Here is a 26,226-nt window from a genome sequence, read left to right as displayed (position 1 = left end):
TCCTTCGGTGCGCGCGCCCGCGCGGGGCCCGCTGACCGGTTCAACAACACCGGTACCCGCCAACCATCCTGCTCATGGCTGAAAGTTGGCTGGGGATTCCTGTGAGCGGGCTGGGCCAGGACGGCACCGGGGGACGAACCGGTCAGCGGGCCGCCACGTCGAGCACCAGTTGCGGGGCGAAACCGAGCACCACGGCCAGCGCGGTGGCGACCCCGAGCGCGACCACCACGGTCCGGGCCGGGCGAACCGCCACCCCGCCGGGGGCGGCGTAGAGGGTGGCGGCCAGGCGCAGGTAGTAGGCCAGGCCGACCACCGCGTTCAGCGCCACCACGAGGGCCAGCCAGCCGGCGTGCCCGGCCAGCAGCGCGCGGACCACGGTCACCTTGGCGAACAGTCCGGCCAGGCCGGGCGGCAGGCCGGCCAGCCCGATCAGGGCCAGCGCGAACGCGCCACCCACCCACGGGTGCCGGCGGGCCGCGCCACGCAGGTCGGCCAGGGTGCCGCCGTCACCGTCCGCCGGCCGTAGCGCCACCACCGCGGCGAACGCGGCCAGTTCCAGCAGCACGAAGAAGACGGTGTACGCGACGGCCGCGGCGTACGCCCCGGCGCGGGCGTCGGCGGTGCGGCCGCCGGCCAGCGCGAGCGCGCCCAGCGGGGCGAGGATGTAGCCGGCCTGGGCCACCGAGGACCAGGCGAGCAGCCGGACCGTCCGCCGCTGGCGCAGCGCCACCAGGTTGCCCACGGTCATGGTGAGCACCGCGAGCAGGGCCAGCACCGGGCCCGTCACGGCGGCCGGCAGCGCCCGCTGCACCACGGCGAGCAGCGCCACCACGCCGCCCAGCTTCGAGGCCGTCGAGAGGTACGCGGCCACCGGCAGCGGCGCGCCGTCGTAGGTGGCCGGCGCCCAGGCGTGGAACGGCACCGCGGCGACCTTGAAGGCCAGCCCGGCCACCACCAGCGCCACGGCGACCGTGCTCAGCGGCAGGTCGAGCAGGCCCTCCCCGTCGGCGGCGAAGGCCGCGCCGAGCCGGTCGAGGTGCAGGCTGCCGGTCACCGCGTAGAGCAGCGCCGCGCCCAGCAGGGTGACCGTGGTGGCCACCACGCTGACCACGAAGAACGTCACCGCCGCCTCGGCCCCGGCCAGGCTGCCCCGGCGCAGCCCGACCAGCACGTACAGCGGCAGGGTGAGCGTCTCCAGCGCCACGACCAGGGTGATCAGGTCGCCGGCCGCGCCGAGCACCACGCCGCCGGTCATCGCGCAGGCCAGCAGGAAGCAGTATTCGCCGACCGGCACCCGGCCGGCGCGCAGCAGCGGACCGGAGAGCGCCAGCACGCCGAGGGTGAGCAGCGCGATGACCACCGCGACCAGCGCGGCCCGCCCGGTCCAGAGCCAGGAGCAGTCCGCCCCGACGCAGAAGGTGCGGCGCTCGCCGGCCGCACCGACCAGTGCCGCGCCGAGCGCGGTGCCCGCCGCGCCGAGGGCGGCCACGGCCACCGTGGCGGCGGCCCGGGCCGCCAGCAGGTCGACCAGGAGCACCAGCACGGCCGTGCCGGCGGCCAGGTAGGCCGGCAGCAGCGCCACGTTGTCCACGCTCTGCACCAGGCTCATCTGTGCCCGCCTTCGTTCGCGACTGCGGGGCTCCGCTCCGCTGCACTCCTCGCGCTCACTTGGTGACCACTCCCAGCAGGGCGCCGACCGGGCCGGAGGCGTAGGACAGGACCAGTGCGGGGGCGAGGCCGACGGCGAGGGCGAGCAGCACCAGCGGCGCCCACGCGGTCAGCTCCGCCCCGGCCAGGCCGGGCGCGAGCGGGGCCACCGCCGGGCTGGGCCGCCCGTGGGTGATCCGGCGGAGCAACCGCAGGAAGTACGCGGCGGCCAGCGCCCCGCCCACCGCGGCCAGCACTGCCAGGGTGGTCCACAACCCGCCGCCCCGCCGGACGGCGGCCACCACGGCGAACGCCTCGCCCCAGAAGCCGGCCAGCCCGGGCAGCCCCAGCGAGGCGACCGCCGCGAAGCCGAGCAGCCCGGCCAGCCGGGGCGCGGTCTCCCGCAGCCCGGACAGCTCGGCGAGCGACCCGGTGCCGGTGCGGTCCTTGACGGCCCCGGCCAGGAAGAACAGCAGCCCGGTGATGACGCCGTGCGCGATGTTGCCGATGAGCGCGGCCTGGAGGCCGGTGGCGGTGAGCGTGGCGACCCCGAGCAGCACGAAGCCCATGTGCCCCACGCTGGAGTACGCGATCAGCCGCTTCAGCTCGTCCTGTGCCAGGCAGACCAGGCCACCGACCAGGATCGCCGCGACGGCGAGCACCCCGAGCACCGGCGCGGCCCAGCGGGCGCCCTCCGGGGCGACGCCGACGGCCACCCGGATGAGCCCGTACGTGCCCATCTTGAGCAGCACCCCGGCCAGGATCACGCTGCCCACGGTGGGGGCCTGGGTGTGCGCGTCGGGCAGCCAGGAGTGCAGCGGCCAGAGCGGGCTCTTCACGGCGAACGCCAGCGCCAGCAGGGTGAACGCGGCCAGTTGGGTGCCCCGGGACAGCCCGGCGCCGCCGGTCAGCGTCACGAGGTCGGCGGTGCCCGCGGCGGCGACCACCACGTAGACGCCGACCAGCAGCAGCACCGAGCCGAACAGCGTGTAGAGGGCGAACTTGCGGGCCGCCCGGCGTCGGTCGTCGCCACCCCAGCCGGCGATGATCGCGTACATGGGGAGCAGGACGACCTCGAAGAACAGGAAGAACAGCACCAGGTCGAGGGCGAGGAAGGTGCCCAGGATGCCCACCTCGACCACCAGCAGCAGCGCCACCAGCGCCCGCCCGCTGCCGCCACCGGAGGGCACCCGCCAGAGCGTGTAGCCGCAGCAGAGCAGGGTGAGCAGCGCGGTGAGCACCACCAGCGGCCAGGAGATGCCGTCCACCCCGAGGTGGAAGCGCAGGTCGAGGCCGGGCACCCAGGACACGTCGAGCTGGTGCCAGGGCTGCACGGCCGGCCGGGGGCCGTAACCGAACCAGCCGTGGTCGCCGCCGACCAGCGGCAGGGTGGCGAGCAGGGTCAGCGCGGCGGCGGCCGTGCCGACCAGCCGGCCGGACCGGTCACCGGGGAGAGCGGCGGCCGCGACCGCGCCCAGCGCGGGCACCGCGAGGACCGCGACCAGCAGGAACTGCCCGAACGTCATGAGGCCACTCCGATCAGGGCGACCGCGAGGCCGATGAGCAGCGCGCCGGCCAGCACCCCGGCCGCCGCGCGGGGCAGCGCGGCCCGGTGCAGCGCGGCCAGCCCGCCGCCCAGCTCGACCGCGGCCCGGCCGCTGCCCTCCACGAGGCCGTCCACCCCCAGCTCGTCACCGGTCCGCACGACGCGGGCCAGGGCGGTCGTCGGGCGTACGACGAGGGCGTGCTGGACGTCGTCGAGCCGGAACGCCCGGGCGAAGACCGGCCGCAGCGGACCCAGGAAGCGCGCCGGGTCGGCAGCCGGGTCGCGGCGCCAGCCGGCCCAGGCCACGCCGGCGCCGGCGAGCAGCAGCAGGAACGGCAGGACCAGGTTCGGGGCGAGGTGGACCAGCTCGACGGCCTCACCGGAAGCGTCGGCCGGCACCCGCAGCCGGTCGGCGAACCACGGGGCGAAGGCGGCCAGGCCGAGCAGCGCGGCGGGCACCGCGAGCAGCAGCACCGGCCAGCGCAGCACGGCCGGCGGGTCGTGCGGGTGCGCCAGCGGGATCCGGGTCGTGCCGAGGAAGGTCCGCAGCAGCAGGCGGGTCGCGTACCAGGCGGTGACCGCGACGCCGAGCAGCCCGGCCAGCCACACCAGCCAGCCCACCCAGGCCGGGGCCGGGCCGGCGCCGTCCAGCGCGGCGGCCTGCGCGGCGGCGAGCACCCCGTCCTTGCTCCAGAAGCCGGACAGCGGCGGCACCCCGGCCAGCGCCCCGAGGCCGATCAGCATGCACCAGAAGGTCACCGGCATGGCGGTGCGCAGGCCGCCCATCCGGGACATCAGGGTGGTGCCGACGGCGTGGATCACCACGCCGGCCGCAAGGAACAGCAGCGCCTTGAACGCCGCGTGGGCGAGCAGGTGGAACAGGGCCGCAGCGGGGGCGCCGACCGCGAGCGCGCCGGTCATGTAGCCGATCTGGGAGACCGTCGACCAGGCCAGCACCCGCTTGATGTCGTCCTGTGCGGTGGCCGCGAACGCGCCGAGCAGCAGGGTCACCGCCGCCATCACCCCGAGCACGGCGAGGGCGGCCGGGGCCTGCGCGAAGAGCGGGAAGAGCCGGGCCACCGCGTAGACCCCGGCGGCGACCATCGTGGCCGCGTGGATCAGCGCCGAGATCGGCGTGGGGCCGGCCATGGCGTCCGGCAGCCAGCTGTGCAGCGGGAACTGCGCGCTCTTGCCGGCGACCCCGGCGAGCAGCAGCAGGCAGGCCGCCGTGAGCGTGCCGGAGGAGTAGTCGTGGGCCAGCACGTCGGCGATCCGGAAGCTGCCCGCGCCGACGCCGAGCAGCGCGATGCCGAGCAGGAAGCCGACGTCACCCACCCGGGTGACCAGGAACGCCTTCACGGCGGCGGCCGGCGCCTCGGGCAGCCGCCGGTCGTGGGCGATGAGCAGGTAGGAGCAGATGCCCATCACCTCCCAGCCGACCAGCAGCAGGATCAGGTCGCCGGAGACCACCACGGTCAGCATGGCGGCCGTGAACAGGCTGATCTGGGCCGCGTAGGGCGGGTAGCGGTGGTCCACCTCGACGTCGTCGTGCGGGCCGCGCCGCAGGTAGCCGATCGAGTAGACCTGCACGGCCAGGGCCACCGCGGCGACCGCCACGGCGACCAGCACGGCCACCCCGTCCAGCCGCCAGCCGAGGGTGACCCGGAGCCCGCCCAGGTCGACCCAGTCGGTGGCGGCCTCGACGGGCGCGTCCACCCGGAGCAGCAGACCCAGCGCCGCCAGCAGCGCGAGCGCCGCGCCGGCCACGCCGAGCGCGATGGCCGCCCGCCGCGCCGGGCCCTCCCCCGTGGTCGCCCCGCGCGGCGAGGGCGGCAGCAGCAGCCCGAGCAGGCCGGCCACCAGGGGTACGCCGGGCAGCGCCACCGCGAGCAGTCCGGTCACTTCTCCCCCTCGCCCCCGTCGGCGGCGGCCCCGGTGGCCGGGGCGGGCGCCTCGGCGAGCGGCACGTCGTCCACCGTGACGCTGGCCCGCAGCCGGTAGAGCTGGAGCACGATGGCCAGCCCGACGCCGATCTCGGCGGCGGCGAGCACGATCACGAAGAGCGCGAAGACCTGGCCGGAGTGCGGCAGCGCGGCGCGGACCGTGGTGTCGGCGGTGACCAGGATCAGGTTGACGGCGTTGAGCATCAGCTCGACGGCCATGAGCACGAGGACGGCGTTGCGGCGGCGCAGCACGCCGTAGACGCCGAGGCCGAACAGCAGCGCGGCGGTGACGTACGGGATGACCGGTCTCACGCGCGCCCGCCCTCGTCGCCGGCCGCAGCCACCACCGGGCGGGCCGGCTCGACCGGGCCGGCCGGGCGGCCGGGGCGGGCCGGGGCGGCAGCCGGGGTCGCGCCGGGGCGGCCGATGTCGGGGCGGGAGAGCACGATCGCGCCGACCAGCGCGGCGAGCAGCAGCACCGAGAGCACCTCGAAGGGCAGCACCCAGGAGCGGAACACCTGCTCGCCGAGGCGCTCGGCGGTGCCCGTGGCCGGCAGCGCGACCCGGGACCAGCGGAACGCGTCGACGAGCAGCACGGCCAGGCCCAGCCCGCTGCCGGCGCCGATGAGCGCGGCCGGCCAGCCGGGCCGGTCGAGGTCGTCGGAGGGGCCGATCGGGGCCCGGGTGAGCATCACCGCGAACAGCAGCAGCACCACGACCGCGCCGACGTAGATGAGCACCTGCACCCAGGCCACCAGCTCGGCGCCGAGCACCAGGTAGTCACCGGCCAGCGCGCCCAGGCAGACCACCAGCCAGAGGCCGGCCCGGACCAGGTGCCGGGTGGCCACCACCAGCGCGCCGGCGCCCACCGCCACCGCGCCGAGGGCCAGCAGCAGCACGTCCGCACCCGTCATGACGGCGCGCCTCCGCCCTGCTCGGCGCCGGGCTCGGGGCGTACCCGGGTCGGGGCCGGACGCGCGGCGGGGGCCGCGGCCTTGCGGGCGGCGGTGGTCTCCTCCTTCGAGGGATCGCCGTGCGGGTCGTGGGCCGGCGGCGGCGGGACGGTGACCATCCACTCGCCCAGGTGGTCCTTGTCGTGCAGCAGGTCCTTGATGTCGTACTCGGCGTACTCGAACTCGGGAGTCCAGTAGAGCGCGTCGAACGGGCAGACCTCGATGCAGATGCCGCAGTACATGCAGAGCGAGAAGTCGATGTCGAACTTGTCGAGCACGTTGCGCTGGCGGGGACGGGCGGCGCCGGGGACCGCCACCTCCTCCTTGTGGGAGTCGATGTAGATGCACCAGTCCGGGCACTCGCGGGCGCAGAGCATGCAGACCGTGCAGTTCTCCTCCAGCAGCGCGATCACGCCGCGGGAGCGGGGCGGCAGCTCGGGGGCCACGTCCGGGTACTGCTGCGTGGTCGAGCGGCGGGTCATCGTCTTCAGCGTGACCGCCAGGCCCTTCACCAGCCCCTCGCCGGGCACCCCGCTGCGCTCACTCATGCCGCCCATCCTGCCCTGTGCCCCCGGCGCGCGCGACCACCACCCGGCGGATCGCCCGCCGACGGGCCGCCGGTCGGGTCAGGCCCCGGTGGCCGGCAGCGGCGGGAGCATCTCGACGCCGAGCTGCTGGAGCACCTGGAACAGCTCGTTGACGCTCCACACGTCGACGATCCGGCCGGTCTCGTCGAAGCGGAGGAAGCTCGCCCCGGAGTAGCTGACCACCCGGCCGGTCGGCGGCACCGGGCCGAACTGCCCGGCCTGGGTGCCGGCGGCCCGCCAGTGCACGGCCACCCGGTCGCCGGCGGCCACCAGCTCGACGACCTTGTAGCGCAGGTCGGGGAAGGACGCCCGCCGGTCCCGGTGCCAGGCCAGGGTGGCCTCCGGGCCGGTCCCGCCCAGCCCCGGGCAGTCCTCGGCGATCAGGTCGTACGCGCTCTCCTCGCGGCCGGCGTTCCACACGTCCGCGATGAAGCGTCGGGCCGCCGCCTCCACATCGGTCACGGCGGCAGCCTAGCCGCCGCCCTTCCCGCTCGGCCTGCCAGGAGCGGCCCGAACGACCATGATGGGACCGGAACGAGACATCCTCGGGAGGCGGCGTGGGCGGCAACAGCGACGAGATCCTCGACCGGACCGGCGGCAAGTACGTCGAGCCGGGCGGCGAGTTCACCCGGGACCAGCGCTACATCGCCACCCGGATCACCGCCGACGGGGCGAGCGGCTGGCCGGTGGAGGCGGGCCGGTACCGGCTGGCGGTCAGCCGGGCCTGCCCGTGGGCGAACCGGCTGATCATCGTCCGGCGGCTGCTCGGGCTGGAGGACGCCATCTCGATGGCGGTGGCCGGGCCCACCCACGACAAGCGGAGCTGGACCTTCGACCTCGACCCGGGCGGCCGGGACCCGGTGCTCGGCATCGAGCGGCTGGCCGACGCCTACTTCCGGCGCTTCCCCGGCTACGAGCGCGGCATCACGGTGCCGGCGATCGTGGACGTGCCGACCGGGCAGGTGGTCACCAACGACTACGCGCAGATGAGCCTGGACCTGTCGACGGAGTGGACCGCGCACCACCGGCCGGGCGCGCCGCAGCTCTACCCGGAGCGGCTGCGCGACGAGATCGACGAGGTCAACGCGGTGGTCTTCGCGGACGTGAACAACGGCGTCTACCGGTGCGGCTTCGCCGGCAGCCAGGAGGCGTACGAGCGGGCGTACCACCGGCTCTTCGACCGGCTGGACTGGTTGACCGAGCGGCTGGCCGGGCAGCGCTACCTGGTCGGCGACACGATCACCGAGGCGGACGTCCGGCTGTTCACCACGCTGGTCCGCTTCGACCCGGTCTACCACGGCCACTTCAAGTGCAACCGGCAGAAGCTCGCCGAGATGCCGGTGCTCTGGGCGTACGCCCGGGACCTGTTCCAGACCCCGGGCTTCGGCGACACCGTCGACTTCGACCACATCAAGCGGCACTACTACGAGGTGCACCGGGACATCAACCCGACCGGGGTCGTGCCGCTCGGCCCGGACCTGGCGAACTGGCTCACCCCGCACGGCCGCGAGCAGCTCGGCGGCCGCCCGTTCGGCGACGGCACCCCGCCGCTGCCGGCGCCGCCGCACGAACGCGTCGAGCCGGCCCACACCCCGCTGCGCGATCTCGGCTGACCCCGCGGGCCTTCCCTCACATGGCCAGGCGGACGGCGGCGGTCAGCACCAGCTGGGCCAGGGCCAGCGGGACCAGCACCAGCCAGCAGAGGCGCTGGAGCTGGTCCTCGCGCAGCCGTGGGTAGCTCACCCGGAGCCAGATGATCACGAACGCGACGGCGAACACCTTGAGCAGGGTCCACAGCCAGCCGAGCTGGGCGTCGGCGAACGGGCCGTGCCAGCCGCCCAGGAACAGCACCGTGGTCAGGGCGGCGATCACCACGATGCCGACGTACTCGGCGAGCAGGAAGAACGCGAAGCGCAGGCCGGTGTACTCGGTCATGTAGCCGAAGACCAGCTCGGAGTCGGCGACCGGCATGTCGAACGGGGGCCGGCGGATCTCGGCCAGCCCGGCGACGAAGAAGATCACCATGGCCGGCGCCTGCCACAGCAGCCACCAGGGGTGCCACGCCGCCACGATGCCGGGCAGGCTGAGCGTCCCCGCCGCCATCGCCACCGAGGCGGCGGCCAGCACCAGTGGCAGCTCGTAGCCGAGCAGCTGTGCCGCCCCGCGCAGCCCGCCGAGCAGGCTGTACTTGTTGGCCGAGGCCCAGGCCGACATGAGCACTGCCAGCACCCCGATGCCGACCACGGCCAGCACGAAGAACAGGCCGATGTCCAGCGGCTGCCCCACCAGGTCGCCCGGACCGAGCGGGATGACCAGCAGGGCGAGCAGGTAGGGCACCAGGGCCACCGCGGGGGCCAGCCGGAACACGGGCCGGTCCGCATCGCGCGGGGTGACGTCCTCCTTCTGGACGAACTTGATGCCGTCGGCCACCAGCTGCGCCCAGCCGTGGAAGCCGCCCGCGTACATGGGGCCGAGCCGGCCCTGCATGTGGGCCATCACCTTGTGCTCGGTCTGGCCCACGATCAGCGGCAGGGTGAGGAACGCGACGAGCACGGCCGCCACCCGGAGGACCAGCTCCAACCAGGTCGGCATCAGCCCTCCCCCTCCTCGGTGTCGGCCCCCGGCTCCCGGCGGACCGGACCGGCCGGCCGACCCGCGCCCGGGGCGGGGCGCTCACCCGGGGCCGGACGCTCACCCGGGGCCGGGCGGGCGGGACGTTCGCGGGCCGGGCGGGCCGGCGTACCCCCACGGGGGCCCTCGCCCATCCCGGCCGCGCCGGCCGGCGTGGGCGTCGTGCCCCACTCCCCCGGCGCCGGCACGCCCGGCGGCCGGATCGGCCGGCGACCGCCGCCCGCCTCCGACTCGCCCGGCTCCTTCGCGCCCGGCCACGGCTTGGCCACCCGGGAGGCGAGCACGAACTCCTTGCGCAGCGGGTGGCCCTCGAACTCCGGCGGCAGCAGCAGCGGCCGCAGCTCGCCGTGCCCCTCGAAGCCGATGCCGAACATCTCGTGGGTCTCCCGCTCGTGCCAGGCCGCACCCGGGAAGACGTCGACCACGGACGCCACGACCGGCGTCTCCCGCGGCACCCGGGTACGCAGCAGCAGCCCGTGCCGGTGCCGGACCGACCACAGGTGGGCCACGATGTCGAAGCCCTCGGCCAGCTCGTCGACGGCGGACAGCCAGTCGAAGAAGTCGCAGCCCAGCTCGGCGTCGCCGCGTGCCGCGCGCACCGCGTCGCGCCAGCTCGCCGGGGGTACGTCGACGGTGGCGCGGGCGTACCCCTGACCGCCGGAGACCGACGCGGTGGCCTCGACGGGCGCGAGCAGCGCGACCACCCGTCGGCCGACCTCTTCCGGAGTCATGCCGCTGATCCTATGGCCGCCGGCCCGGAGCCGTGTCGGGCCGTCCACGCCCGCCCGGGCGGGATCCACCGCTTTGCCGGCGCGCGGGCCTCCGCCGGGGAAGGATGAACACCGTGCGCGCTGTCACTGTGACTCCCGGCGTCCCCGATTCGCTGCGTCTCGTCGACGACTGGCCCGAGCCGGTCGCGGAGGAGGGCGCGATCCTGGTGCAGGCCCTGGCTGTCGGCGTCTGCGGGACCGACCTGGAGATCATCGCGGGCGAGTACGGCGAGGCCCCGCGCGGCCAGGACCGGCTCGTGCTCGGTCACGAGGCGCTGGGCCGGGTGCTGGAGGACCCGACGGGCACCCTCCAGCCCGGCGACCTGGTGGCCGGGATCGTCCGGCACCCGGATCCGGTGCCCTGCCCGAACTGCGCCGTGGGCGAGTGGGACATGTGCCGCAACGGCCGGTACACCGAGCACGGGATCAAGGGGCTGCCCGGCTTCGCCCGGGACCGCTGGCGGGTGCAGCCCCGGTTCGCCGTCCGCCTGGACCCGGTGCTCGCGCCGGTCGGGATGCTGCTGGAGCCGACGAGCGTGGTGGCGAAGGCGTGGGACCACATCGAACGGATCGGCAGCCGGGCCGTGTGGCAACCGCAGAACGTGCTGGTCACCGGCGCCGGGCCGATCGGGCTGCTGGCCGCCCTGATGGGCATCCAGCGCGGGCTGTCGGTGCACGTGCTGGACCGGAACAAGACCGGGCCGAAGCCGGAGCTGGTCCGCGCGCTCGGCGCGACGTACCACACCACGACGGTGGCGGAGCTGGACTTCGCGCCGGACGTGGTGGTGGAGTGCACCGGCGCCCCGGTGGTGGTGCTGGACGCCATGTGCAAGGCCGGACCGAACGGCGTCGTCTGTCTCACCGGCGTGTCCAGCGGCGGCCGGACCATCAACTTCGACGCGGGAGCGCTCAACCGGGACCTGGTGCTGGAGAACAACGTGGTCTTCGGCTCGGTGAACGCCAACCGCCGGCACTGGGACATGGCGGCGGACGCGCTCGCCCGGGCCGACCAGTCCTGGCTGAACTCGCTGATCACCCGGCGGGTGCCGGTCTCCTCGTACGCCGACGCGTACGCGTCCGCGGGCGAGGACATCAAGGTGGTGCTCGAATTCGAGCGGTGAGGCGGGGCGGCGGAGCGCGGGCTCCACCGCCCCGGAGCCTCAGATGCCGGGGAGCCGGCCGTTGCGGAACAGGTCCACGAAGAGCTGGTGGTCCTCGCGGGCCCGGATGCCGTAGGTGTGCGCGAAGTCGATCAGGTAGTCGACGAAGCGCTCCGCGTCGGCGTCCACGACCGCGACGATCGCCTCCTCGGTGGAGTAGTCCACCAGGTCGTGGCTGGACTCGTCGTCGGCCACCGAGTGCATCCGGGCCACCGCCCGGCCCAGGTCGGTGAGCACCCCGCCGAGCTCCTCCGGCTCGTTGACGTCGGCCCAGTCGAGGTCGGCCGCGTACGGGGAGACCTCGGCGACGAGCTGGCCGGCCCCGTCCAGCTCGGTGAAGCCCAGCCACGGGTCGGCGTGCGCCTGCAACGCGCGCTGCGACTCGGCGGTCCGGTGCCCCTGGTGCCGGAAGTACGAGCGGACCCCCTCGTCGTCGATGTGCCGCGCCACCGCCGGCACCTGGGCCTGCTTCATGTAGATGACGACGTCGTTCTCCAGCGCCTGGGTGTGCCCCTCCAGCAGCAGGTTGTACGAGGGCAGCCCGGCCGAGCCGATGCCCACGCCCTTGCGCAGCACCACGTCCTTGATGTTCGCGGCGACCGGGCGGAGCCGGGCGCTACCCACCGGCAGCGTGCCCAGGTAGTCCTGGAAGGCGGCGCACACCTTTTCCCGGGTCGCGGCGTCGACCTCGTAGACCCCGTCACCCAGGGAGAACCGGCGCTCGTAGTTGTCGATGGTGGTCTGCGTGGCGAGCAGGTCGACCCGGGTGTTCAGCCGGGCCTGCTGGAGCACCCGGCGCAGCACGCCGTCGGCGTTGTCCAGGGTGATCGAGCCGATCGCGTCGTCGCCGCCGGCCGCGATGGCCCGCAGCTCGGCCAGGTACGACCGGGCGAAGCCGGCCACCAGCTCGCCGATCACCCGGTCGGAGAGCGCCTTGGCGTAGCCGAGCAGGGCCACGCTGGCGGCGAAGCGCTTCAGGTCCCAGGAGAACGGCCCGACGTACGCCTCGTCGAAGTCGTTGACGTTGAAGACGAGCTGCCCGGAGGCGTTCATGTAGGTGCCGAAGTTCTCGGCGTGCAGGTCGCCGTGAATCCACACCCGGCTGGTCCGGTCGTCGAGGAACCGGTCGCTGGCGAAGTCGCCGCGCTGGTCCGCGTAGAAGAGCGAGGCGCTGCCCCGGTAGAAGGCGAACGGGGAGGCGGCCATCTTGCGGAACTTGCGGCGGAACGCCGCCGGGTCGATCGCCATCGACGCGCCGAACTCCTCGGTGAGCACGTCGACGATGAAGGCGGAACGCTTGTCCGCGGACTGGGTCATGATGCGCAGGCTAGCCCCGCGCCGCCACCTCGCGGCTCAGCCGGCCGGGGGACGTACCGGTGGCGCGGTGAGGGATTGCACCGGCCGGGGAGTGCTCTCCGCGGGCCGCGGGTCGACCGGCGGGGCGAGCCGGTCGGGGCGCGGCACGCCCCCGAGGCCGGCCTCCTCGGCGGCGATCTTCTCCTGGAGGCGGAGGATGCCGTGCAGCAGCGCCTCCGGGCGGGGCGGGCAGCCGGGCACGTAGACGTCGACGGGGATGAGCTGGTCGACGCCCTTGGTCACCGAGTAGGAGTCCCAGTAGGGCCCGCCGCAGTTGGAGCAGGCGCCGAACGAGATGACGTACTTCGGCTCGGGCATCTGGTCGTAGAGCCGCTTGATGGCCGGGGCCATCTTGTCGGTGACCGTGCCGGAGACCACCATGAGGTCGGCCTGGCGGGGGCCGTGGGCGAAGGGGATCACGCCGAGCCGCATGAAGTCGTGCCGGCCCATGCTGGTGGCGATGAACTCGATGGCGCAGCAGGCCAGCCCGAAGTTGAACACCCAGAGGGAGTAGCGGCGGCCCCAGTTCAGCACGAACCGGATCGGCTCGCCGAGCACGGCCGGCAACTGCACCTCGCGCCTCCCCTCGCCTGTCTTCGAGTTGACAGTCAACCACAGCACCCGGAACGGCAACCGGCGCAACCGGTGCCCGCGTCAGGGCGTGTGACGGGCGTGACCGCGCCGGCGGCACGTGCACGGGGAGGAACAGATGACGGTGACGAGGGAGCCACGGCTCGGCGAGCCGCCACCCGGGGGGACAGCGGACCGGCCGGAACGCCCGGACGGGCGTGAGGCGATCGACTTCGACGGGCTCTACCATGCGCACTTCCGGTCCCTGACGCTCCAGCTCGCCGCCTACTGCGGCGACCTGTCGCAGGCGCAGGACCTGGTGCAGGAGGCGTTCTGCCGGGCGTTCGCCCGCTGGTCGCGGGTGTCCCGCTACGACGACCCGGTGGCCTGGGTACGCCGGGTCGCCTGGAACCTGGCCACGAGCCGGTGGCGGCGGCTGCGCACGGCCCAGTCCTGGCTGCACCGGCAGCGCGAGGAGCACGTGCCGGGTCCGGGCCCGGACCGGGTGGCGCTGACCGCCGCGCTGGCCCAGTTGCCGACCGTCCAGCGCCGCGCCGTGGTGCTGCACTACCTGGCCGATCTCTCGGTCGTGCAGATCGCGGAGCAGGAGGGGGTGCCGGAGGGCACCGTCAAGTCCTGGCTGCACCGGGGCCGGGCCGCGCTGGCGGCCCAGCTCGCCACCACGAACGAGGTGAACCACCATGACTGAACTTGAGGACATCCTGGTCAGCGGCGAGTTCGCCGCGTTCCGCGAGGCGTACGCCCCGGCGGTGCACCCGGCCGGGACGACGGCGGTGCGGGAGACCGTCCGCCGCCGGCGCCGCCGTACCGCGGTGGTCACCGCGGCGGCCGTGGTGCTCGCCGTGGCCATCCCGGTGGGCGCGAACGCCGCCCTGAACCGGCGTCCCGACCCGAGGCCGGGGCCGGCGCAGACCGCCACCCCGAGCCCGTCGGAGACGACGGCCTCGCCGACCCCGCCCCCACCGACGCCGAGCACGGCCAGCGCCACCCCGGCCGCCCCGGACGGGCGGATCAGCCGGTCCCAACTGCTCGCCGCCCGGCTGGACCTGCCGACCTGGCCTGGGTACGCCCCGAAGACCTGCGTCAGCGACAACGTCCGGCTCCGGTCCGCGGCGGAGTCGGACTCCGTGCCGAGGCTGCTGGCCGACCCCCGCTACGGCGACCTCGACGGCGACGGCGCGACCGAGACGGTGGCGCTGGTCGCCTGCCGCTACGGCGAGGCCTTGGCGAAGCAGGTGCTGGCCTTCGACCGGGACGGGGCCGGCCGGATCGTCACCATGGGCCGGGTGGTCGGCACCCACGAGGGGATGGACGACATCACCGACTTCTCGGTGCAGGACGACGGGAAGATCCGGGCGTACGTGGCCGACATCCAGCCCTGTTGCAGCGTCCCGGAGTGGTCGCCGCAGCGGCAGTGGCGGACGTACGCCTGGACCGGCGAGCGGTTCACCCAGACGGCGGGGCCGACGAAGTTCGGCGTTGACCCCCGCCTGACCGACCTCTCCCTCACGGCCGGCGACCTGGTCGTCGGGCAGCCGGACACGAAGGGCAACCGCACCGCCACGGTGACCCTCACGGTGGTGAACAAGGGACCGGTGGACGTGCCCCTGCTCGGCTTCTCCGACTTCTTCACCATCGGCGAGCCGGCGGGCGGGGACCTGAGCCGGTGCCGGACGGTGCGGTCGGACGGGGGGGACGCCTGCGTCCTCGACGCCCTGGCGGCCGGGAAGCGGAAGACCTACACCTTCACGTTCCGCTACGACCCGCCGGAAATGGCGGACATCCGGCCGACCCTGCGGGTCATCCACTACGACCCGCAGGAGCGGTGGTGGGGCGACCTGAAGTTCAAGGACAACTACGTCGAGCTGCGCACGGCCGGCTAGCCGACCCGGCTCAGCAGGTCGGGTAGACGACACCGGCCACCGCAACCGACCGTCCGAGGGGGACGTGTCACCAGCATCGGACCGGCGGAAGCGCCGCCGTCCACAACGGGGATTCACGGGAGGACCAGCATGACCACACGTACGACACGGGTCGCCACCGCGCTGCTCGGTGGGGCCGCCGCCCTGCTCGCCTTGGCCGCACCGGCCGCCGCCGCGCCGACCGGGACCACCGGCGGCATCGACGTCACGGCGCAGCGGCTCGTCCTGGAGCCGACCGGCCAGGGGTACGTCGGGACGCTCGCCGCCACCGTCACCAACCGCAGGCCGACCGCGACGTCGGTGAGCCTGGTGATCACGGAGCCGGCCGGCGCCTCGTTCGCCACGATCGAGCCCGGCGGGGCCTGCCTCTACGACCGGCTCGTGGCGAACCGGCTGGTCATCAGCTGCATGGGCGACCGGGTCGAGGCCGGGGGAAGCGTCACCTTCCGGCTCGGCTTCCACGTCTGGACCACCACCCGCGACTACCCGATGGTCGCCGACGGCGGGCGGATCGAGGTGGTCCCGGACGGCGCTGCCCGGGCCGCCGACGCCACCGGCTTCACCACCCTGTTCCGCTCCACCACCGGCAGCCTGCGCAAGCCCCGCCCGTACGTGCAGGCCACCGAGACCGACCTGAGCATCCGGGGCGGCGCGGTGGCGCTCAGCCGGCAGCCGGACGGCAGCCTGCTCGGGCGGATGCCGGTCACCGTGCGCTACGGCAACGACGCCCCGACCTTCTCGCTCAACGTCGAGGCCGCCCTGCCCTCCGGGGTGGAGGTCCACCACATCGAGCCGCAGGACATGCCGAGCTTCCCCAACTGGTTCACGGTGCCCGGCGGCCGGTTCATGCCCGGCGAGGAGCGGACCTTCGACGTCTTCCTCAGCGCGCCGGCCGGCACGCCGGCCGGTGACCTGGGCACCGGCACCTTCACCGTGGCCGGGAGCTACTTCTGGGGGGCCGACCCGCAGGACGTGGACCCGGCCGACAACAGCACCTCCTTCGCGGTGACCGCGGTCGACGCGAGCTGACCGGCGACGACGGACCCGGCGCGGGCGCGCCGGGTCCGTTTCGTCCCACGGGCCTGTCGCCGTCGCCGGCCATCGATATCGTGCCCATCGACGCCCGCCGGAGCCGGCGGGCTCGTCGCCGAACGGGGAGGAACATCCATGTCCATCACCGCATCCACCGGCCGGCGGGTCGCCGCCGGCCTGCTGGGCTCCGCGCTGGCGCTGCTCGCCGCCGCAGCGCCGGCCACCGCCGCGCCCGCCGAGGCCGACGGTCCGTGGTCGATCACCGCCCAGCGGCTGGTGCTCAGCCCCACCACTCAGGGGTACGCCGGCACCTTCGCCGTGACCGTCACCAACAACGGCACCACGGCCGACTACCCGTCGCTCGCGTTCGTCGAGCCGGTCGGCGCCTCGTTCGACAGCGTCACCCCCGGCGGCCCCTGCCTCTACCAGGGGCTCTCCGCGAACCGGATGCGGATCGAGTGCATCGGGGAGACGATCGAGCCGGGCGCGAGCCAGACCTACACCTTCGGCTTCCACGCCTGGACGACCCCGCGGAAGTACGCGATGACCGCCGCCGACAGCGAGATCAGCGTTCTCGGCGACACCGGCGAGCCCGCCGCCACCGCGACGGTCACCACGGTCTTCCGCTCCACCACCGGCAGCCTGAAGAAGCCGCAGCCCTACGTGCAGGCGGCGAAGAGCGACATCCGGGCCACCGCCGGCGCCGTGACCCTGCACCGGCTCGCCGACGGGAGCCTCGAAGGGCGGATGCCGCTGACGGTGCGCTACGGCAACGACGCACCGTCGTACGACATCAATGTCTCGGCGACCCTGCCGGCCGGGGTGGTCGTCAACCACATCGAACCCCAGGACATGCCGAGCTGGGACCTCGGCTTCAGCGTGCCGGGCGGGCGGTTCATGCCCGGCGAGGAGCGCACCTTCGACGTCATCCTGAGCGCTCCGGCCGGCACCCCGGCGGGTGAGCTGGGCACCGGGTCCTACACGGCGATGTCGAGCTTCTGCTACTGCGAGGACGTGCAGGACGTCGACCCGGCGGACAACACCGCCTCGTTCACCGTGACGGCCGACGCGAGCTGACCACTCCGCGAGGGCCCGGGACCGCAGGGTTCCGGGCCCTCGTCGTGGTCACCAGGTCGGGCGCTGGAGCAGCCCGACGAACTCCACGAGCAGCCGCTCTCGCAGCCGGACCGGGGCCGCCTGGAGCAGGGTGTTCACGGCCGCCATCCGGTCCGGCGCCGGTCCGGCGCCGAGTCCGAGGCCGGCGGCGAACCCGGCGATGAGGTCCGGGGTGAGCGCCTCCGGGGCGAGGCTGCCGGCGAGCGCCAGCAGTTCCGGCGGCAGCACGACGGGCCCGGCCGCCCGGGTGGCCGCCGCCGCCTCGGCCAGCGCCGGGCCGAACTCGGCCACCCGCGGGGCCACCGCCGCGGTCACCGTGAGGTGCACGCTGGCCGGCAGGCCCGCGTACGCGAGCTGCGGCTGGGGGTGCCAGCCCCGGGCGGTCAGCTCGTCCACCAGCACGAACAGGTCCAGCCCCGGGTCGTCGGCGGTGAAGCAGACCACTGTCGACTCCGGTTCGGCCAGCAGCCGCAGCCCGTCGACCGCGCGGACCGCGTCGGCCAGCCCGGCGACCGCGTCCCGGGTCACGGCGGCCAGCCGCAGGTAGCCATCCTCGCCGAGGTGCCGCAGGGTGGCGTACGCGGCGGCGATCGGCCCGCCCGACCGGGTCGAGGCGATCACCGGGTTGACCATGGTGTAGCCGGGCCAGTCGCCGTACGCGAAGAACTGCGGCGCGCGCAGGCCCGGATCCCGGTGCAGCAGCACCGACACCCCCTTCGGGGCGTACGCGTACTTGTGCAGGTCGACCGAGATCGAGGTGACCCCGGGCACGGCGAAGTCGAACGGGGGCACCGGCGCGCCGAGCCGGCGCAGCCAGGGCAGTGTCCAGCCGCCGAAGCAGGCGTCCACGTGGCAGCGCACCCCGGCCGCCGCCGCCACGGCCGCGATCTCCGCCACCGGGTCCACCACGCCGTGCGCGTACGACGGGGCGGAGGCGACCACCAGCACGGTCTCCGGCCGGATCGCGGCGGCCACGTCGGCGGGGGCCGGGCGCAGGGTCACCGGGTCCACCGGCACCGGGTCGAGGGCCACCCGCAGGTAGTGGGCCGCCTTGGCGAAGGCGGCGTGCCCGCTGACCGGCACCACGATCCGCGGCTCGGTGAGGTCGGGCCGGGCGTCCCGGGCCGCCTTGACGGCCAGGATGAGCGACTCGGTGCCGCCGCTGGTGACGCTGCCGACCACGTCCGGCGCGGAGGTGCCGGGGCCGCCGCCGAGCAGCCGGGCGGCCGCCCCGACCAGCGCGTTCTCCATGGCCAGCAGGGACGGGAAGGCGGTCGGGTCGAGGCCGTTGACGTGCGCGCTCTCCGCGTAAGCGGCCTGCGCCAGCTCGTCCAGCCCGGCCACCCCGGGGTCGTAGACGTAGGCGAACAACCGCCCGCCGTGCGTCGGCCGGTCGGCCGCCCGCAGGGCCCGAATCTCGTCGAGCACCCGCGCCGCGGGCACGCCCTCGACGGGCAGCGCGCCGGTCGTTTCATCGATCATGGACTTCTGGTGCCCTTTCTGTGGCATTCAGCGGCTTTCATCCACGACCGCAACTCCATGATCACCGGAGCTGGGGGCGGCGGCCAGGTCAGCCGGGGTCAGGGTGTAGCCGCGTAGGAGCACCACGGGGGCGGCTACCAGGAGGGCCGGCAGAACCGTGAAGCCGAGCAGCACGCCGAGTCGGGCGGTTGCCGACTGGGTCGCCGCGACCCCGGTGGACGAGGAGACGTAGCCGGAGAGCTGGAGGACCAGGCCGTAGATGCCGGGACCGAGGGCCAGCCCGAACGTCTCCCCGGCGGTCCACAGCCCGGTGAACACGCCGGCCTGCCGCCGCCCGGTGCGCGCGGTGTCGTAGGCGATGCAGTCCGGCAGCATGGCCAGCGCGAAGACCTGCTGGCCGGCGTAACCGACGCCGATCAGCGCGACCACGGCGTACACCCCGGCGGCCGGCAACGCCGGGGACGCGACCAGGGCGAGGGCGCCCGCCGCGAACAGCAGGGACGCGGCGACCAGCGCGGTGCGCTTGCCCAGCCGGGCGCCGGCCCGCGTCCACAGCGGCATGACCAGCAGCGCCGGGCCGACGAAGCAGGCGAAGAGCAGGGTCGGCCCACTGTCCGGGGCGCGGAGCACCTGGTCAGCGAAGTACTTGACCCCGGCCAGCACGGTGGCCACCCCGGCGGACTGGATCACGAAGCAGGCCAGCAGCGCCCGGAACGGCCGGTTCCGGGCGGCGACGGCAAGCTGGGCGCGCAGGCTCGGCTCGCTCTCCCCCACCGTGCCGCTCGGTGCGGACCGGGTGCCGAGGAACGCGCCGACCGTGCCGGCCACGATGAGCGCCGCCACGAACAGGCCCATCCAGCGGTGCCCCGGCACGCCGTCGCCGCCGGCGGTCACCACGGCCGGGGCCACCGCGCCGGAGACCAGGATGGCCAGCGCGAGCACCGCGATCCGCCAGCTCATCAGCCGGGTACGCTCCGCCGGGTCGCCGGTCAGCTCGGCGGGCATGGCCACGTAGGGCACCTGGAAGAAGGCGAACGCGGTCGCGGTGGCCAGGAACGCCACGGCCACGTACGTCCCGGCGGCCGGGCCGGCCCCGAACGGCGCCGCGAAGATCGCGGCGAAGAGGACGGCCAGCGCCAGCCCGCCGCCGAGCAGGTACGGCCGGCGCGCGCCCCAGCGGGACCGGGTGCGGTCGGAGATCCGCCCGGCGACCGGGTTGACCAGCACGTCCCACGCCTTCGGCAGGAGCACCAGCAGGGCGGCCACCCCGGCCGCGACGCCCAGCGTGTCGGTGAGGTACGGCAGCAGGAGCAGCCCCGGCACCGTCCCGAACGCGCCGGTGACCAGCGAGCCCAGCGCGTATCCGGCGTGCACCCGGCGAGGCAGGCTCCCGCCCGTTTCCGTCATGGAGCCGAATGCTACTCACGTTATGTCGGCGGTCACATCCCCTCGTCGGGCGACCAGGCGGCCGCCGCCATGTCCACCCCAGCGGGCCGCAGCGGGCAGCCCTCGGCGCGCAGCCGGGCCCGCGCCTCCACCTCGTGCCCCGGTGGCAGCCGGCCGGCCGAGTTCACCACCCGGTGCCACGGCACCCCGCCACCGTGCCGGGCCATGATCGAGCCGACCAGCCGGGCCGAGGCCCGCCCCGACCGCTCGGCGAGGGCGTCGGCCACCGCCCCGTACGACATCACCCGGCCGGGCGGGATCCGCTCGACCAGGTCCAGCACCGCCTCGACGTACTCGTCAGGTGTCACGGGCTGCCACGATATGGGAACGCGCCGAGGCGCGGCGGACCGCAGCGCGCAGAATGGTCCGGTGCGCGAAGCAGTCACCTCGGCCCGCCGGGTCGTCGTCAAGATCGGCTCGTCCTCGCTGACCACCCCGGCGGGCGGCCTCGACGACACCCGGGTCGACGCGCTGGTCGACGCGCTCGGCGCGCTGGCCGCCGCGGGGCGCGAGGTGGTGCTGGTCTCCTCCGGCGCGATCGCCGCCGGCCTGGCCCCGCTCGGGCTGCCCCGGCGCCCCCGCGACCTGGCCACCCAGCAGGCCGCCGCCAGCGTCGGACAGGGCCTGCTCATCGGCCGGTACGCGGCCGCCTTCGCCCGGCACCGGCTGACCGTCGGGCAGGTGCTGCTCACCGTCGACGACGTGACCCGGCGGGCGCACTACCGCAACGCGTACCGGACCCTGCGCAAGCTGCTCGACCTGCGGGCCGTGCCGATCGTCAACGAGAACGACACGGTGGCCACCGAGGAGATCCGGTTCGGCGACAACGACCGGCTCGCCGCGCTGGTCGCCGCCCTGGTCGACGCCGACCTGCTGGTGCTGCTGTCGGACGTGGACGCGCTCTGGACCGGCGACCCGACCCGGGCCGGCAGCACCCGGATCACCGAGGTGCACGGCGAGGGCGACCTGGCCGGCGTCGACATCGGCGGGGCCGGGCGGGCCGGCGTGGGCACCGGCGGCATGGTCACCAAGGTCGAAGCGGCCCGGATCGCCACGGGCTTCGGCATCCCGGTGGTGCTCACCGCCGCGCCGCTGGCCGCGCCGGCGCTGGCCGGCGAGCCGGTCGGCACCTTCTTCCACCCGAGCAGCCGGCGCCCGGCCGCCCGGCTCTTCTGGCTGGCGCACGCCACCGCACCGCGCGGCCGGCTGCACCTCGACCCGGGCGCGGTGCAGGCCGTGGTGGGCCGGCGCAAGTCCCTGCTTCCGGCCGGGATCACCGCGGTGGACGGCGCGTTCACCGCCGGGGACCCCGTGGACCTGGTCGACACCGAGGGCGCGCCGGTCGCCCGCGGGCTGGTCAACTACGACGCGGTCGAGCTGCCGGGGCTGCTCGGTCGCTCCACCACGGAACTCGCCGCGGCGCTCGGCCCGGCGTACGAACGGGAGGTCGTCCACCGCGACGACCTCGTGCTGCTGTGAGGAGTGCTGGCATGAGCGTGGTCGAGCAGGCCCGGCGGGCCCGGGTCGCGGCGGAGGCCCTCGCGGTCGCCACCCGTACGGTCAAGGACGCCGCGCTGCACGCGATGGCCGACGCGCTGGTGGCGCGTACCCCGGAGATCCTGACCGCGAACGCGGCGGACCTGGCGGCCGGGCGGGAGGCCGGGCTGAGCGCGGCCGTGCTGGACCGGCTGGCCCTCGACGGGGGCCGGGTGGCCGGCATCGCGGACGCGCTGCGCCAGATGGCCGCGCTGCCCGACCCGGTCGGCGAGGTGGTCCGCGGCGCGACCCTGCCCAACGGGCTGGAGCTGCGCCAGGTCCGGGTGCCGTTCGGGGTGGTCGGCATCATCTACGAGGGCCGCCCCAACGTGACCGTGGACGCGGCCGGGATCTGCCTGAAGTCCGGCAACGCGGCGCTGCTGCGCGGTTCCTCCTCGGCGGCGCACTCCAACGCGGCCCTGGTCGCGGTGCTCCGGGACGCGGTCGCCGGCGCCGGCCTGCCGGCCGACGCGGTGCAGCTCCTCGACGCCAGCACCCGCGACTCGGTCAAGGAGCTGATGCGCGCCCGGGGCCTGGTCGACGTGCTGATCCCGCGCGGCGGCGCGTCGCTCATCCGGACCGTGGTCGAGGAGTCGACCGTGCCGGTGATCGAGACCGGGGTGGGCAACTGCCACGTCTACGTGGACGCCGCCGCCGACCTGGCCAAGGCCGTGGCGGTCACCCTGAACTCCAAGACCCAGCGCCTGTCCACGTGCAACACGGCCGAGTCCCTGCTGGTGCACGCGGGCATCGCGGACGCCTTCCTGCCGGCCGTGCTGGCCGCCTTCGCCGACGCCGGGGTGACCGTGCACGGCGACGCGCGGGTGGCGGCGTACTCCGACGCGGTGGTGCCGGCCACCGAGGAGGACTTCGACACCGAATACCTCTCCGCCGACATCTCGGTCGCGGTGGTCGACTCGCTGGACGCGGCGGTCGCGCACATCCGGCGGCACGGCACCGGGCACACCGAGGCGATCGTCACCGACTCCCAGCCGGCGGCCCGCGAGTTCGTGGCCCGGGTCGACGCCGCCGCCGTGATGGTGAACGCGTCCACCCGCTTCACCGACGGCGGCGAGTTCGGCTTCGGCGCCGAGATCGGCATCTCCACCCAGAAGCTGCACGCCCGTGGCCCGATGGGGCTGCCCGAGCTGACCAGCACCAAGTACGTGGTCACCGGGGACGGCCACCTGCGCTGACCGGCCGGCCCGGACGGCTCAGGCGGTGGGCGCGGCCGGCTCGGGCGGCAGCCGGTCCGACGGCGGCGCCGGGCGCGGCGCCGGCACCAGCCGCGGCGCGGCCGGCTGCGGGGCGACGAACGGCGCGCCGGAGACCGGGGCCTCGGGCGTGGTCGGACGGCAGGCGCGGATCGCCCGCAGGGTGGTGTGCACGTCGAACTGGTGGCCGTCGTCGCTGTCCCAGCCGCCGTCGCTGCGCTGGGTCTCGGCCAGCCGCCGGCGGGCCGAGACCAGCAGCCACTGCTCCTCGCCCACGTCGACCCGGCGCAGCGTGGCGGCGAGCCAGGCCACGTCGGCCGGGGACATCTGCGGGATGCGCTCGGCCAGCAGGGCCTGGATCCGGGCCGACTCGTAGTACATCTGCTGGCGGTGCAGCACGGCCGCGGCGAGCCAGCCGGCCGGCAGGAAGGACGGCCAGCTGCCGTCCGGTGCGAGCTGGGCGGCGAGCGCCTGGGCGGCCGCCTGCACCACGCCGGCGTACGCCCCGCCGACGCGGTGGTCGAGCGGGCCGGCGGCGCGGGCGTCCAGCCCGGCCACGGTGAGCCAGAACCCGGCGTTGGCGGTCAGGAAGAGCCGCGCCTCGGGGTCGCCCGGGGTGGCCCACTCGGGGGCGAACCCGGCCAGCGACGGGTCCTCGTCCCAGCCGCCGTCGGCGAGCTGCCGGGCGGCCAGCCAGTCCAGGGCGTGCCGGGCGGCCGGGCGGCCCAGCGCCCCGAGGTCGTCCAGCTCGGCCAGGCGGTAGCAGGTCGCGTCGACCGAGGCGACCTCGCCGTCGAGCACGGCGGGCCAGCCGCCGCCGGGAGCCTGCCCGGACTCGGCCGCGTCGAGCAGCTCCGGCGGCACCGGGGCGCCGGTGCGCAGCCGGGAGAGGCGGGCGCGGTCCACCGCGTCGCCGTGCGCCACGACGAAGCCGATCGCACCGTCCAGATCCACCACGGCAGTCACGCTACCGGCGCAAACGTGGTTACGCCTCAGTAGCTCGGCCAGGGGTGGCCCGGCCCACCGGCGGTACGCGAAGGGCCCTCCCGGCACACCGGGAGGGCCCTTCGACGCGACCTCAGTACGCCGGCAGCGACGGGTCGATCTGCTTGATCCAGGAGAGCACCCCGCCCTGGACGTGCACGGCGTCCCGGAAGCCGGCCGCCTTGAGCGCGGCGAGCGCCTCGGCCGAGCGGACGCCCGACTTGCAGTGCAGCACGATCTGCCTGTCCTGCGGGAGCCGCGCCAGCGCGTCGCCCGAGATGATCTCCCCCTTGGGGATCAGGGTGGCGCCGGGGATCCGGACGATCTCGTACTCGGCCGGCTCGCGGACGTCGACCAGGAAGATGTCCTTGCCGGCGTCCTGCCACTCCTTCAGCTCCAGGGCGGTGATGGTCGAGTCGACGACCGCCTCCTGCGCCTCGTCGGAGACCGCGCCGCAGAAGTCCTCGTAGTCCTCCAGCAGGTCGGTGACCGTGGGGTTCTCGCCGCAGAGCACGCAGTTCGGGTCCTTGCGAACCTTGATCTTGCGGTAGCTCATCTCCAGGGCGTCGTAGACCATCAGCCGGCCGACCAGCGGCTCGCCGATGCCGGCCAGCAGCTTGATCGCCTCATTGACCTGGATCGACCCGATGGACGCGCAGAGCACGCCCAGCACGCCGCCCTCGGCGCAGGACGGAACCATGCCGGGCGGCGGCGGCTCCGGGTAGAGGCAGCGGTAGCAGGGACCGTGCTCGGCCCAGAACACCGACGCCTGGCCGTCGAACCGGTAGATCGAACCCCACACGTACGGCTTGCCGAGCAGCACGGCCGCGTCGTTGACCATGTAGCGGGTGGCGAAGTTGTCGGTGCCGTCGACGATCAGGTCGTAGCCGGAGAAGATCTCCCGGACGTTCTCCCGGTCCAGCGCGGTGTTGTGGATCTCCACGTTGACCAGCGGGTTGATCTCGCGGATCGAGGCGGCGGCGGACTCGGCCTTGGACCGGCCGACGTCCGAGACGCCGTGGATGATCTGGCGCTGGAGGTTGGACTCGTCGACGGTGTCGAAGTCGATGATGCCGAGGGTGCCGACGCCGGCGGCGGCGAGGTACATCAGGGCCGGCGAGCCGAGACCGCCGGCGCCGACGCAGAGCACCCGGGCGTTCTTCAGCCGCTTCTGCCCCTCCACCCCGACGTCCGGGATGATCAGGTGGCGCGAGTAGCGACGGATCTCGTCTACGGTCAGCTCGGCGGCGGGCTCGACGAGCGGGGGCAACGACACGGTGGACTCCCCGGGATCGGCGGTGGGACCGCGCCATTGTCGCTCGCCGTGGTAGGGATCGGCCATGATGAGGGCCACGTCGCCCGACATGCGGGAGCGGGAATAACTCAGACCCCGTCGGTCGGCTCGCCCTCGTAGCGGACCCCGTCGACGTACGGCCAGGCGTTCGCCACGCAGCCGTCCAGCCCGTACGTCTGCTGCTGCATCACCGGGGCCGGCGCGCCGGGCCCGGGGCACTCCTGGTGCAGCTCACCGAACTCGTGCCCGACCTCGTGGTTGACCACGTACGTCCGGTAGACCTCCAGCGGGGCGCCGTAGTCGGGCACCGCCTCCATCCAGCGGGCCAGGTTGATGATGACCCGCCCGGGCAGCCGGCAGGAGGTGTACCGCTCGGTGCTCAGCCCGCCCTCGGCGCACATCCGCTCGGAGGTGGCCGGGGTGGCCAGGTAGATGGTGAAATCGGCGGCCGCCGCCTCAGGCACCCGCTGCACCCGCAGCTCGCCGGAGGCGATCCAGCTGCGCGGGTCACCGAGCACCGCGTCCACGGTGGCGGCGAACTCGTCCGCGTCCTGCCCGGCGTCCCGCTCGACCTCGATCCGGTAGCGGCGCAGCGGGCCGTCGTGGCCGCGTACGGGTGACCGGCCGTCGGCGGCGGCGAAGCTACCAGGCCCCGCGGTGGGGTAGCCGCCGGGGCCGGTGCGGGCCCCCTCGCCGGCGCCGTCGGCCAGCGACGGGTCGGCGGCGGAGAGCGGATGCCGGGCGGACAGCGGCACCGGACCGACCGGCCCGGCCAGCCGGGTCAGGCCGAACGCGCCGGCGCCCGCGGCGAGCAGCACCGCCAGGAGCAACACCGCCCGCCGGCGGCGGCGCATCCGGCGCAGGCCGGGACGGGCTGGCGCCGGGGTCCCGGGGTGGGCCGGCGGACGGTCGAAGTCGAGCCGGGGCGACGGGCGGTCGCGGGCCGGCGCGGGGTCCTCAGGCGGGTCGTAAGGGGACGACGACGTCATGACACCAGCGTGCCATGCAATTCGGGC

At 74.8% G+C, this 26,226-nt stretch carries 24 protein-coding genes and 1 pseudogene; 8 read left to right on the top strand and 17 right to left on the bottom strand.

Annotated features, from left to right (window positions below):
* Nucleotides 1–142 precede the first annotated feature (142 nt).
* From IEY96_RS14755 to IEY96_RS14725, 7 genes are all read right to left on the bottom strand, one after another.
* The gene (locus IEY96_RS14755) at nt 143–1,609 is read right to left on the bottom strand and encodes an NADH-quinone oxidoreductase subunit N (RefSeq protein WP_189195405.1); all 1,467 of its coding nucleotides are present in this window, start codon (nt 1,607–1,609) and stop codon (nt 143–145) included.
* A gap of 55 nt (nt 1,610–1,664) precedes the next feature.
* On the bottom strand, nt 1,665–3,173 hold the full coding sequence (locus IEY96_RS14750; protein ID WP_189195404.1) for a complex I subunit 4 family protein: 1,509 nt from the start codon (nt 3,171–3,173) through the stop codon (nt 1,665–1,667).
* The gene (locus IEY96_RS14745) at nt 3,170–5,095 is read right to left on the bottom strand and encodes an NADH-quinone oxidoreductase subunit 5 family protein (protein ID WP_189195403.1); all 1,926 of its coding nucleotides are present in this window, start codon (nt 5,093–5,095) and stop codon (nt 3,170–3,172) included. The genes IEY96_RS14750 and IEY96_RS14745 overlap by 4 nt, the downstream gene beginning before the upstream one ends.
* A complete protein-coding gene (nuoK, locus tag IEY96_RS14740) occupies nt 5,092–5,448 on the bottom strand; it encodes an NADH-quinone oxidoreductase subunit NuoK (RefSeq protein WP_189195402.1) in 357 nt (118 codons plus the stop codon). The genes IEY96_RS14745 and nuoK overlap by 4 nt, the downstream gene beginning before the upstream one ends.
* Nucleotides 5,445–6,050, bottom strand: coding sequence for an NADH-quinone oxidoreductase subunit J family protein (locus IEY96_RS14735; RefSeq protein ID WP_229791607.1), 606 nt, complete (start codon nt 6,048–6,050; stop codon nt 5,445–5,447). The genes nuoK and IEY96_RS14735 overlap by 4 nt, the downstream gene beginning before the upstream one ends.
* The gene (locus IEY96_RS14730; RefSeq protein WP_373293572.1) at nt 6,047–6,637 is read right to left on the bottom strand and encodes a NuoI/complex I 23 kDa subunit family protein; all 591 of its coding nucleotides are present in this window, start codon (nt 6,635–6,637) and stop codon (nt 6,047–6,049) included. Before IEY96_RS14730 ends, IEY96_RS14735 begins: the two co-directional genes overlap by 4 nt.
* A 78-nt stretch (nt 6,638–6,715) precedes the next feature.
* On the bottom strand, nt 6,716–7,138 hold the full coding sequence (locus IEY96_RS14725; protein ID WP_189195401.1) for an ester cyclase: 423 nt from the start codon (nt 7,136–7,138) through the stop codon (nt 6,716–6,718).
* A 95-nt stretch (nt 7,139–7,233) separates the two neighbouring features.
* On the opposite strand from IEY96_RS14725, the gene IEY96_RS14720 reads away from it, so the two are divergent.
* The gene (locus tag IEY96_RS14720; protein ID WP_189195400.1) at nt 7,234–8,289 is read left to right on the top strand and encodes a glutathione S-transferase family protein; all 1,056 of its coding nucleotides are present in this window, start codon (nt 7,234–7,236) and stop codon (nt 8,287–8,289) included.
* Nucleotides 8,290–8,305: 16 nt separating this feature from the next.
* Here IEY96_RS14720 and nuoH read toward each other — a convergent pair whose 3' ends face one another.
* Entirely contained in the window at nt 8,306–9,268 is a 963-nt protein-coding gene (gene nuoH / locus IEY96_RS14715; protein WP_189195399.1) for an NADH-quinone oxidoreductase subunit NuoH, read from the bottom strand.
* On the bottom strand, nt 9,268–10,038 hold the full coding sequence (locus IEY96_RS14710; protein WP_189195398.1) for an NADH-quinone oxidoreductase subunit C: 771 nt from the start codon (nt 10,036–10,038) through the stop codon (nt 9,268–9,270). Before IEY96_RS14710 ends, nuoH begins: the two co-directional genes overlap by 1 nt.
* A gap of 113 nt (nt 10,039–10,151) precedes the next feature.
* Between IEY96_RS14710 and IEY96_RS14705 the strand changes: the two genes are divergently transcribed.
* Entirely contained in the window at nt 10,152–11,198 is a 1,047-nt protein-coding gene (locus tag IEY96_RS14705; protein ID WP_189195397.1) for a glucose 1-dehydrogenase, read from the top strand.
* Between the two features lie 39 nt (nt 11,199–11,237).
* Here the strand turns inward: IEY96_RS14705 and IEY96_RS14700 are convergent, their stop codons facing one another.
* Together IEY96_RS14700 and IEY96_RS14695 are read right to left on the bottom strand one after the other, a co-directional pair.
* Nucleotides 11,238–12,554, bottom strand: coding sequence for a DUF2252 domain-containing protein (locus IEY96_RS14700; protein WP_189195396.1), 1,317 nt, complete (start codon nt 12,552–12,554; stop codon nt 11,238–11,240).
* Between the two features lie 36 nt (nt 12,555–12,590).
* Nucleotides 12,591–13,166, bottom strand: coding sequence for an NADH-quinone oxidoreductase subunit B (locus IEY96_RS14695; protein WP_189195395.1), 576 nt, complete (start codon nt 13,164–13,166; stop codon nt 12,591–12,593).
* Between the two features lie 136 nt (nt 13,167–13,302).
* Here IEY96_RS14695 and IEY96_RS14690 point away from each other — a divergent pair, with 136 nt between their 5' ends.
* The 4 genes from IEY96_RS14690 (at nt 13,303) to IEY96_RS14675 (ending at nt 17,215) form a co-directional block, all read left to right on the top strand.
* A complete protein-coding gene (locus IEY96_RS14690; protein ID WP_189195394.1) occupies nt 13,303–13,872 on the top strand; it encodes a SigE family RNA polymerase sigma factor in 570 nt (189 codons plus the stop codon).
* Nucleotides 13,865–15,067 carry a hypothetical protein gene (locus tag IEY96_RS14685; protein ID WP_189195393.1) on the top strand — a complete coding sequence of 401 codons (1,203 nt, stop codon included), beginning with the start codon at nt 13,865–13,867 and terminating at the stop codon, nt 15,065–15,067. Before IEY96_RS14690 ends, IEY96_RS14685 begins: the two co-directional genes overlap by 8 nt.
* Before the next feature lie 129 nt (nt 15,068–15,196).
* Nucleotides 15,197–16,135 carry a hypothetical protein gene (locus IEY96_RS14680; protein ID WP_189195392.1) on the top strand — a complete coding sequence of 313 codons (939 nt, stop codon included), beginning with the start codon at nt 15,197–15,199 and terminating at the stop codon, nt 16,133–16,135.
* Between the two features lie 138 nt (nt 16,136–16,273).
* Complete coding sequence (locus tag IEY96_RS14675) at nt 16,274–17,215, top strand: hypothetical protein (protein WP_189195391.1); 942 nt, start codon at nt 16,274–16,276, stop codon at nt 17,213–17,215.
* A gap of 48 nt (nt 17,216–17,263) precedes the next feature.
* Here IEY96_RS14675 and IEY96_RS14670 read toward each other — a convergent pair whose 3' ends face one another.
* From IEY96_RS14670 to IEY96_RS14660, 3 genes are read right to left on the bottom strand one after another with little or no spacing between them, the layout of a single operon-like run.
* Nucleotides 17,264–18,736, bottom strand: a complete 1,473-nt coding sequence (locus tag IEY96_RS14670; RefSeq protein ID WP_189195390.1) for a pyridoxal phosphate-dependent decarboxylase family protein — start codon at nt 18,734–18,736, stop codon at nt 17,264–17,266.
* 27 nt (nt 18,737–18,763) lie between these two features.
* Nucleotides 18,764–20,143 carry an MFS transporter gene (locus IEY96_RS14665; RefSeq protein WP_229791606.1) on the bottom strand — a complete coding sequence of 460 codons (1,380 nt, stop codon included), beginning with the start codon at nt 20,141–20,143 and terminating at the stop codon, nt 18,764–18,766.
* Between the two features lie 32 nt (nt 20,144–20,175).
* Nucleotides 20,176–20,490, bottom strand: coding sequence for an MGMT family protein (locus tag IEY96_RS14660; RefSeq protein ID WP_107076404.1), 315 nt, complete (start codon nt 20,488–20,490; stop codon nt 20,176–20,178).
* A 13-nt stretch (nt 20,491–20,503) separates the two neighbouring features.
* On the opposite strand from IEY96_RS14660, the gene proB reads away from it, so the two are divergent.
* Entirely contained in the window at nt 20,504–21,661 is a 1,158-nt protein-coding gene (gene proB, locus IEY96_RS14655; RefSeq protein WP_189195389.1) for a glutamate 5-kinase, read from the top strand.
* A gap of 11 nt (nt 21,662–21,672) precedes the next feature.
* The gene (locus IEY96_RS14650; protein ID WP_189195388.1) at nt 21,673–22,914 is read left to right on the top strand and encodes a glutamate-5-semialdehyde dehydrogenase; all 1,242 of its coding nucleotides are present in this window, start codon (nt 21,673–21,675) and stop codon (nt 22,912–22,914) included.
* A 156-nt stretch (nt 22,915–23,070) separates the two neighbouring features.
* Here IEY96_RS14650 and IEY96_RS14645 read toward each other — a convergent pair.
* The 3 genes and pseudogenes from IEY96_RS14645 to IEY96_RS14635 all read right to left on the bottom strand — a co-directional run.
* A pseudogene (locus tag IEY96_RS14645) lies at nt 23,071–23,940 on the bottom strand (prenyltransferase/squalene oxidase repeat-containing protein); the annotation flags it as partial.
* Between the two features lie 70 nt (nt 23,941–24,010).
* Nucleotides 24,011–25,258: an adenylyltransferase/sulfurtransferase MoeZ gene (gene moeZ / locus IEY96_RS14640; protein WP_189195729.1), complete on the bottom strand. Its 1,248-nt coding sequence runs from the start codon at nt 25,256–25,258 to the stop codon at nt 24,011–24,013.
* A 41-nt stretch (nt 25,259–25,299) separates the two neighbouring features.
* Complete coding sequence (locus tag IEY96_RS14635) at nt 25,300–26,199, bottom strand: DUF3152 domain-containing protein (RefSeq protein WP_229791605.1); 900 nt, start codon at nt 26,197–26,199, stop codon at nt 25,300–25,302.
* Nucleotides 26,200–26,226: the final 27 nt, after the last annotated feature.

Origin of the sequence: Micromonospora fulviviridis (assembly GCF_014648395.1) — a bacterium.
In the GTDB taxonomy this organism is placed as follows: Bacteria; Actinomycetota; Actinomycetes; order Mycobacteriales; family Micromonosporaceae; genus Micromonospora; species Micromonospora fulviviridis.
This window is presented reverse-complemented; position numbering and strand designations above follow the sequence as displayed.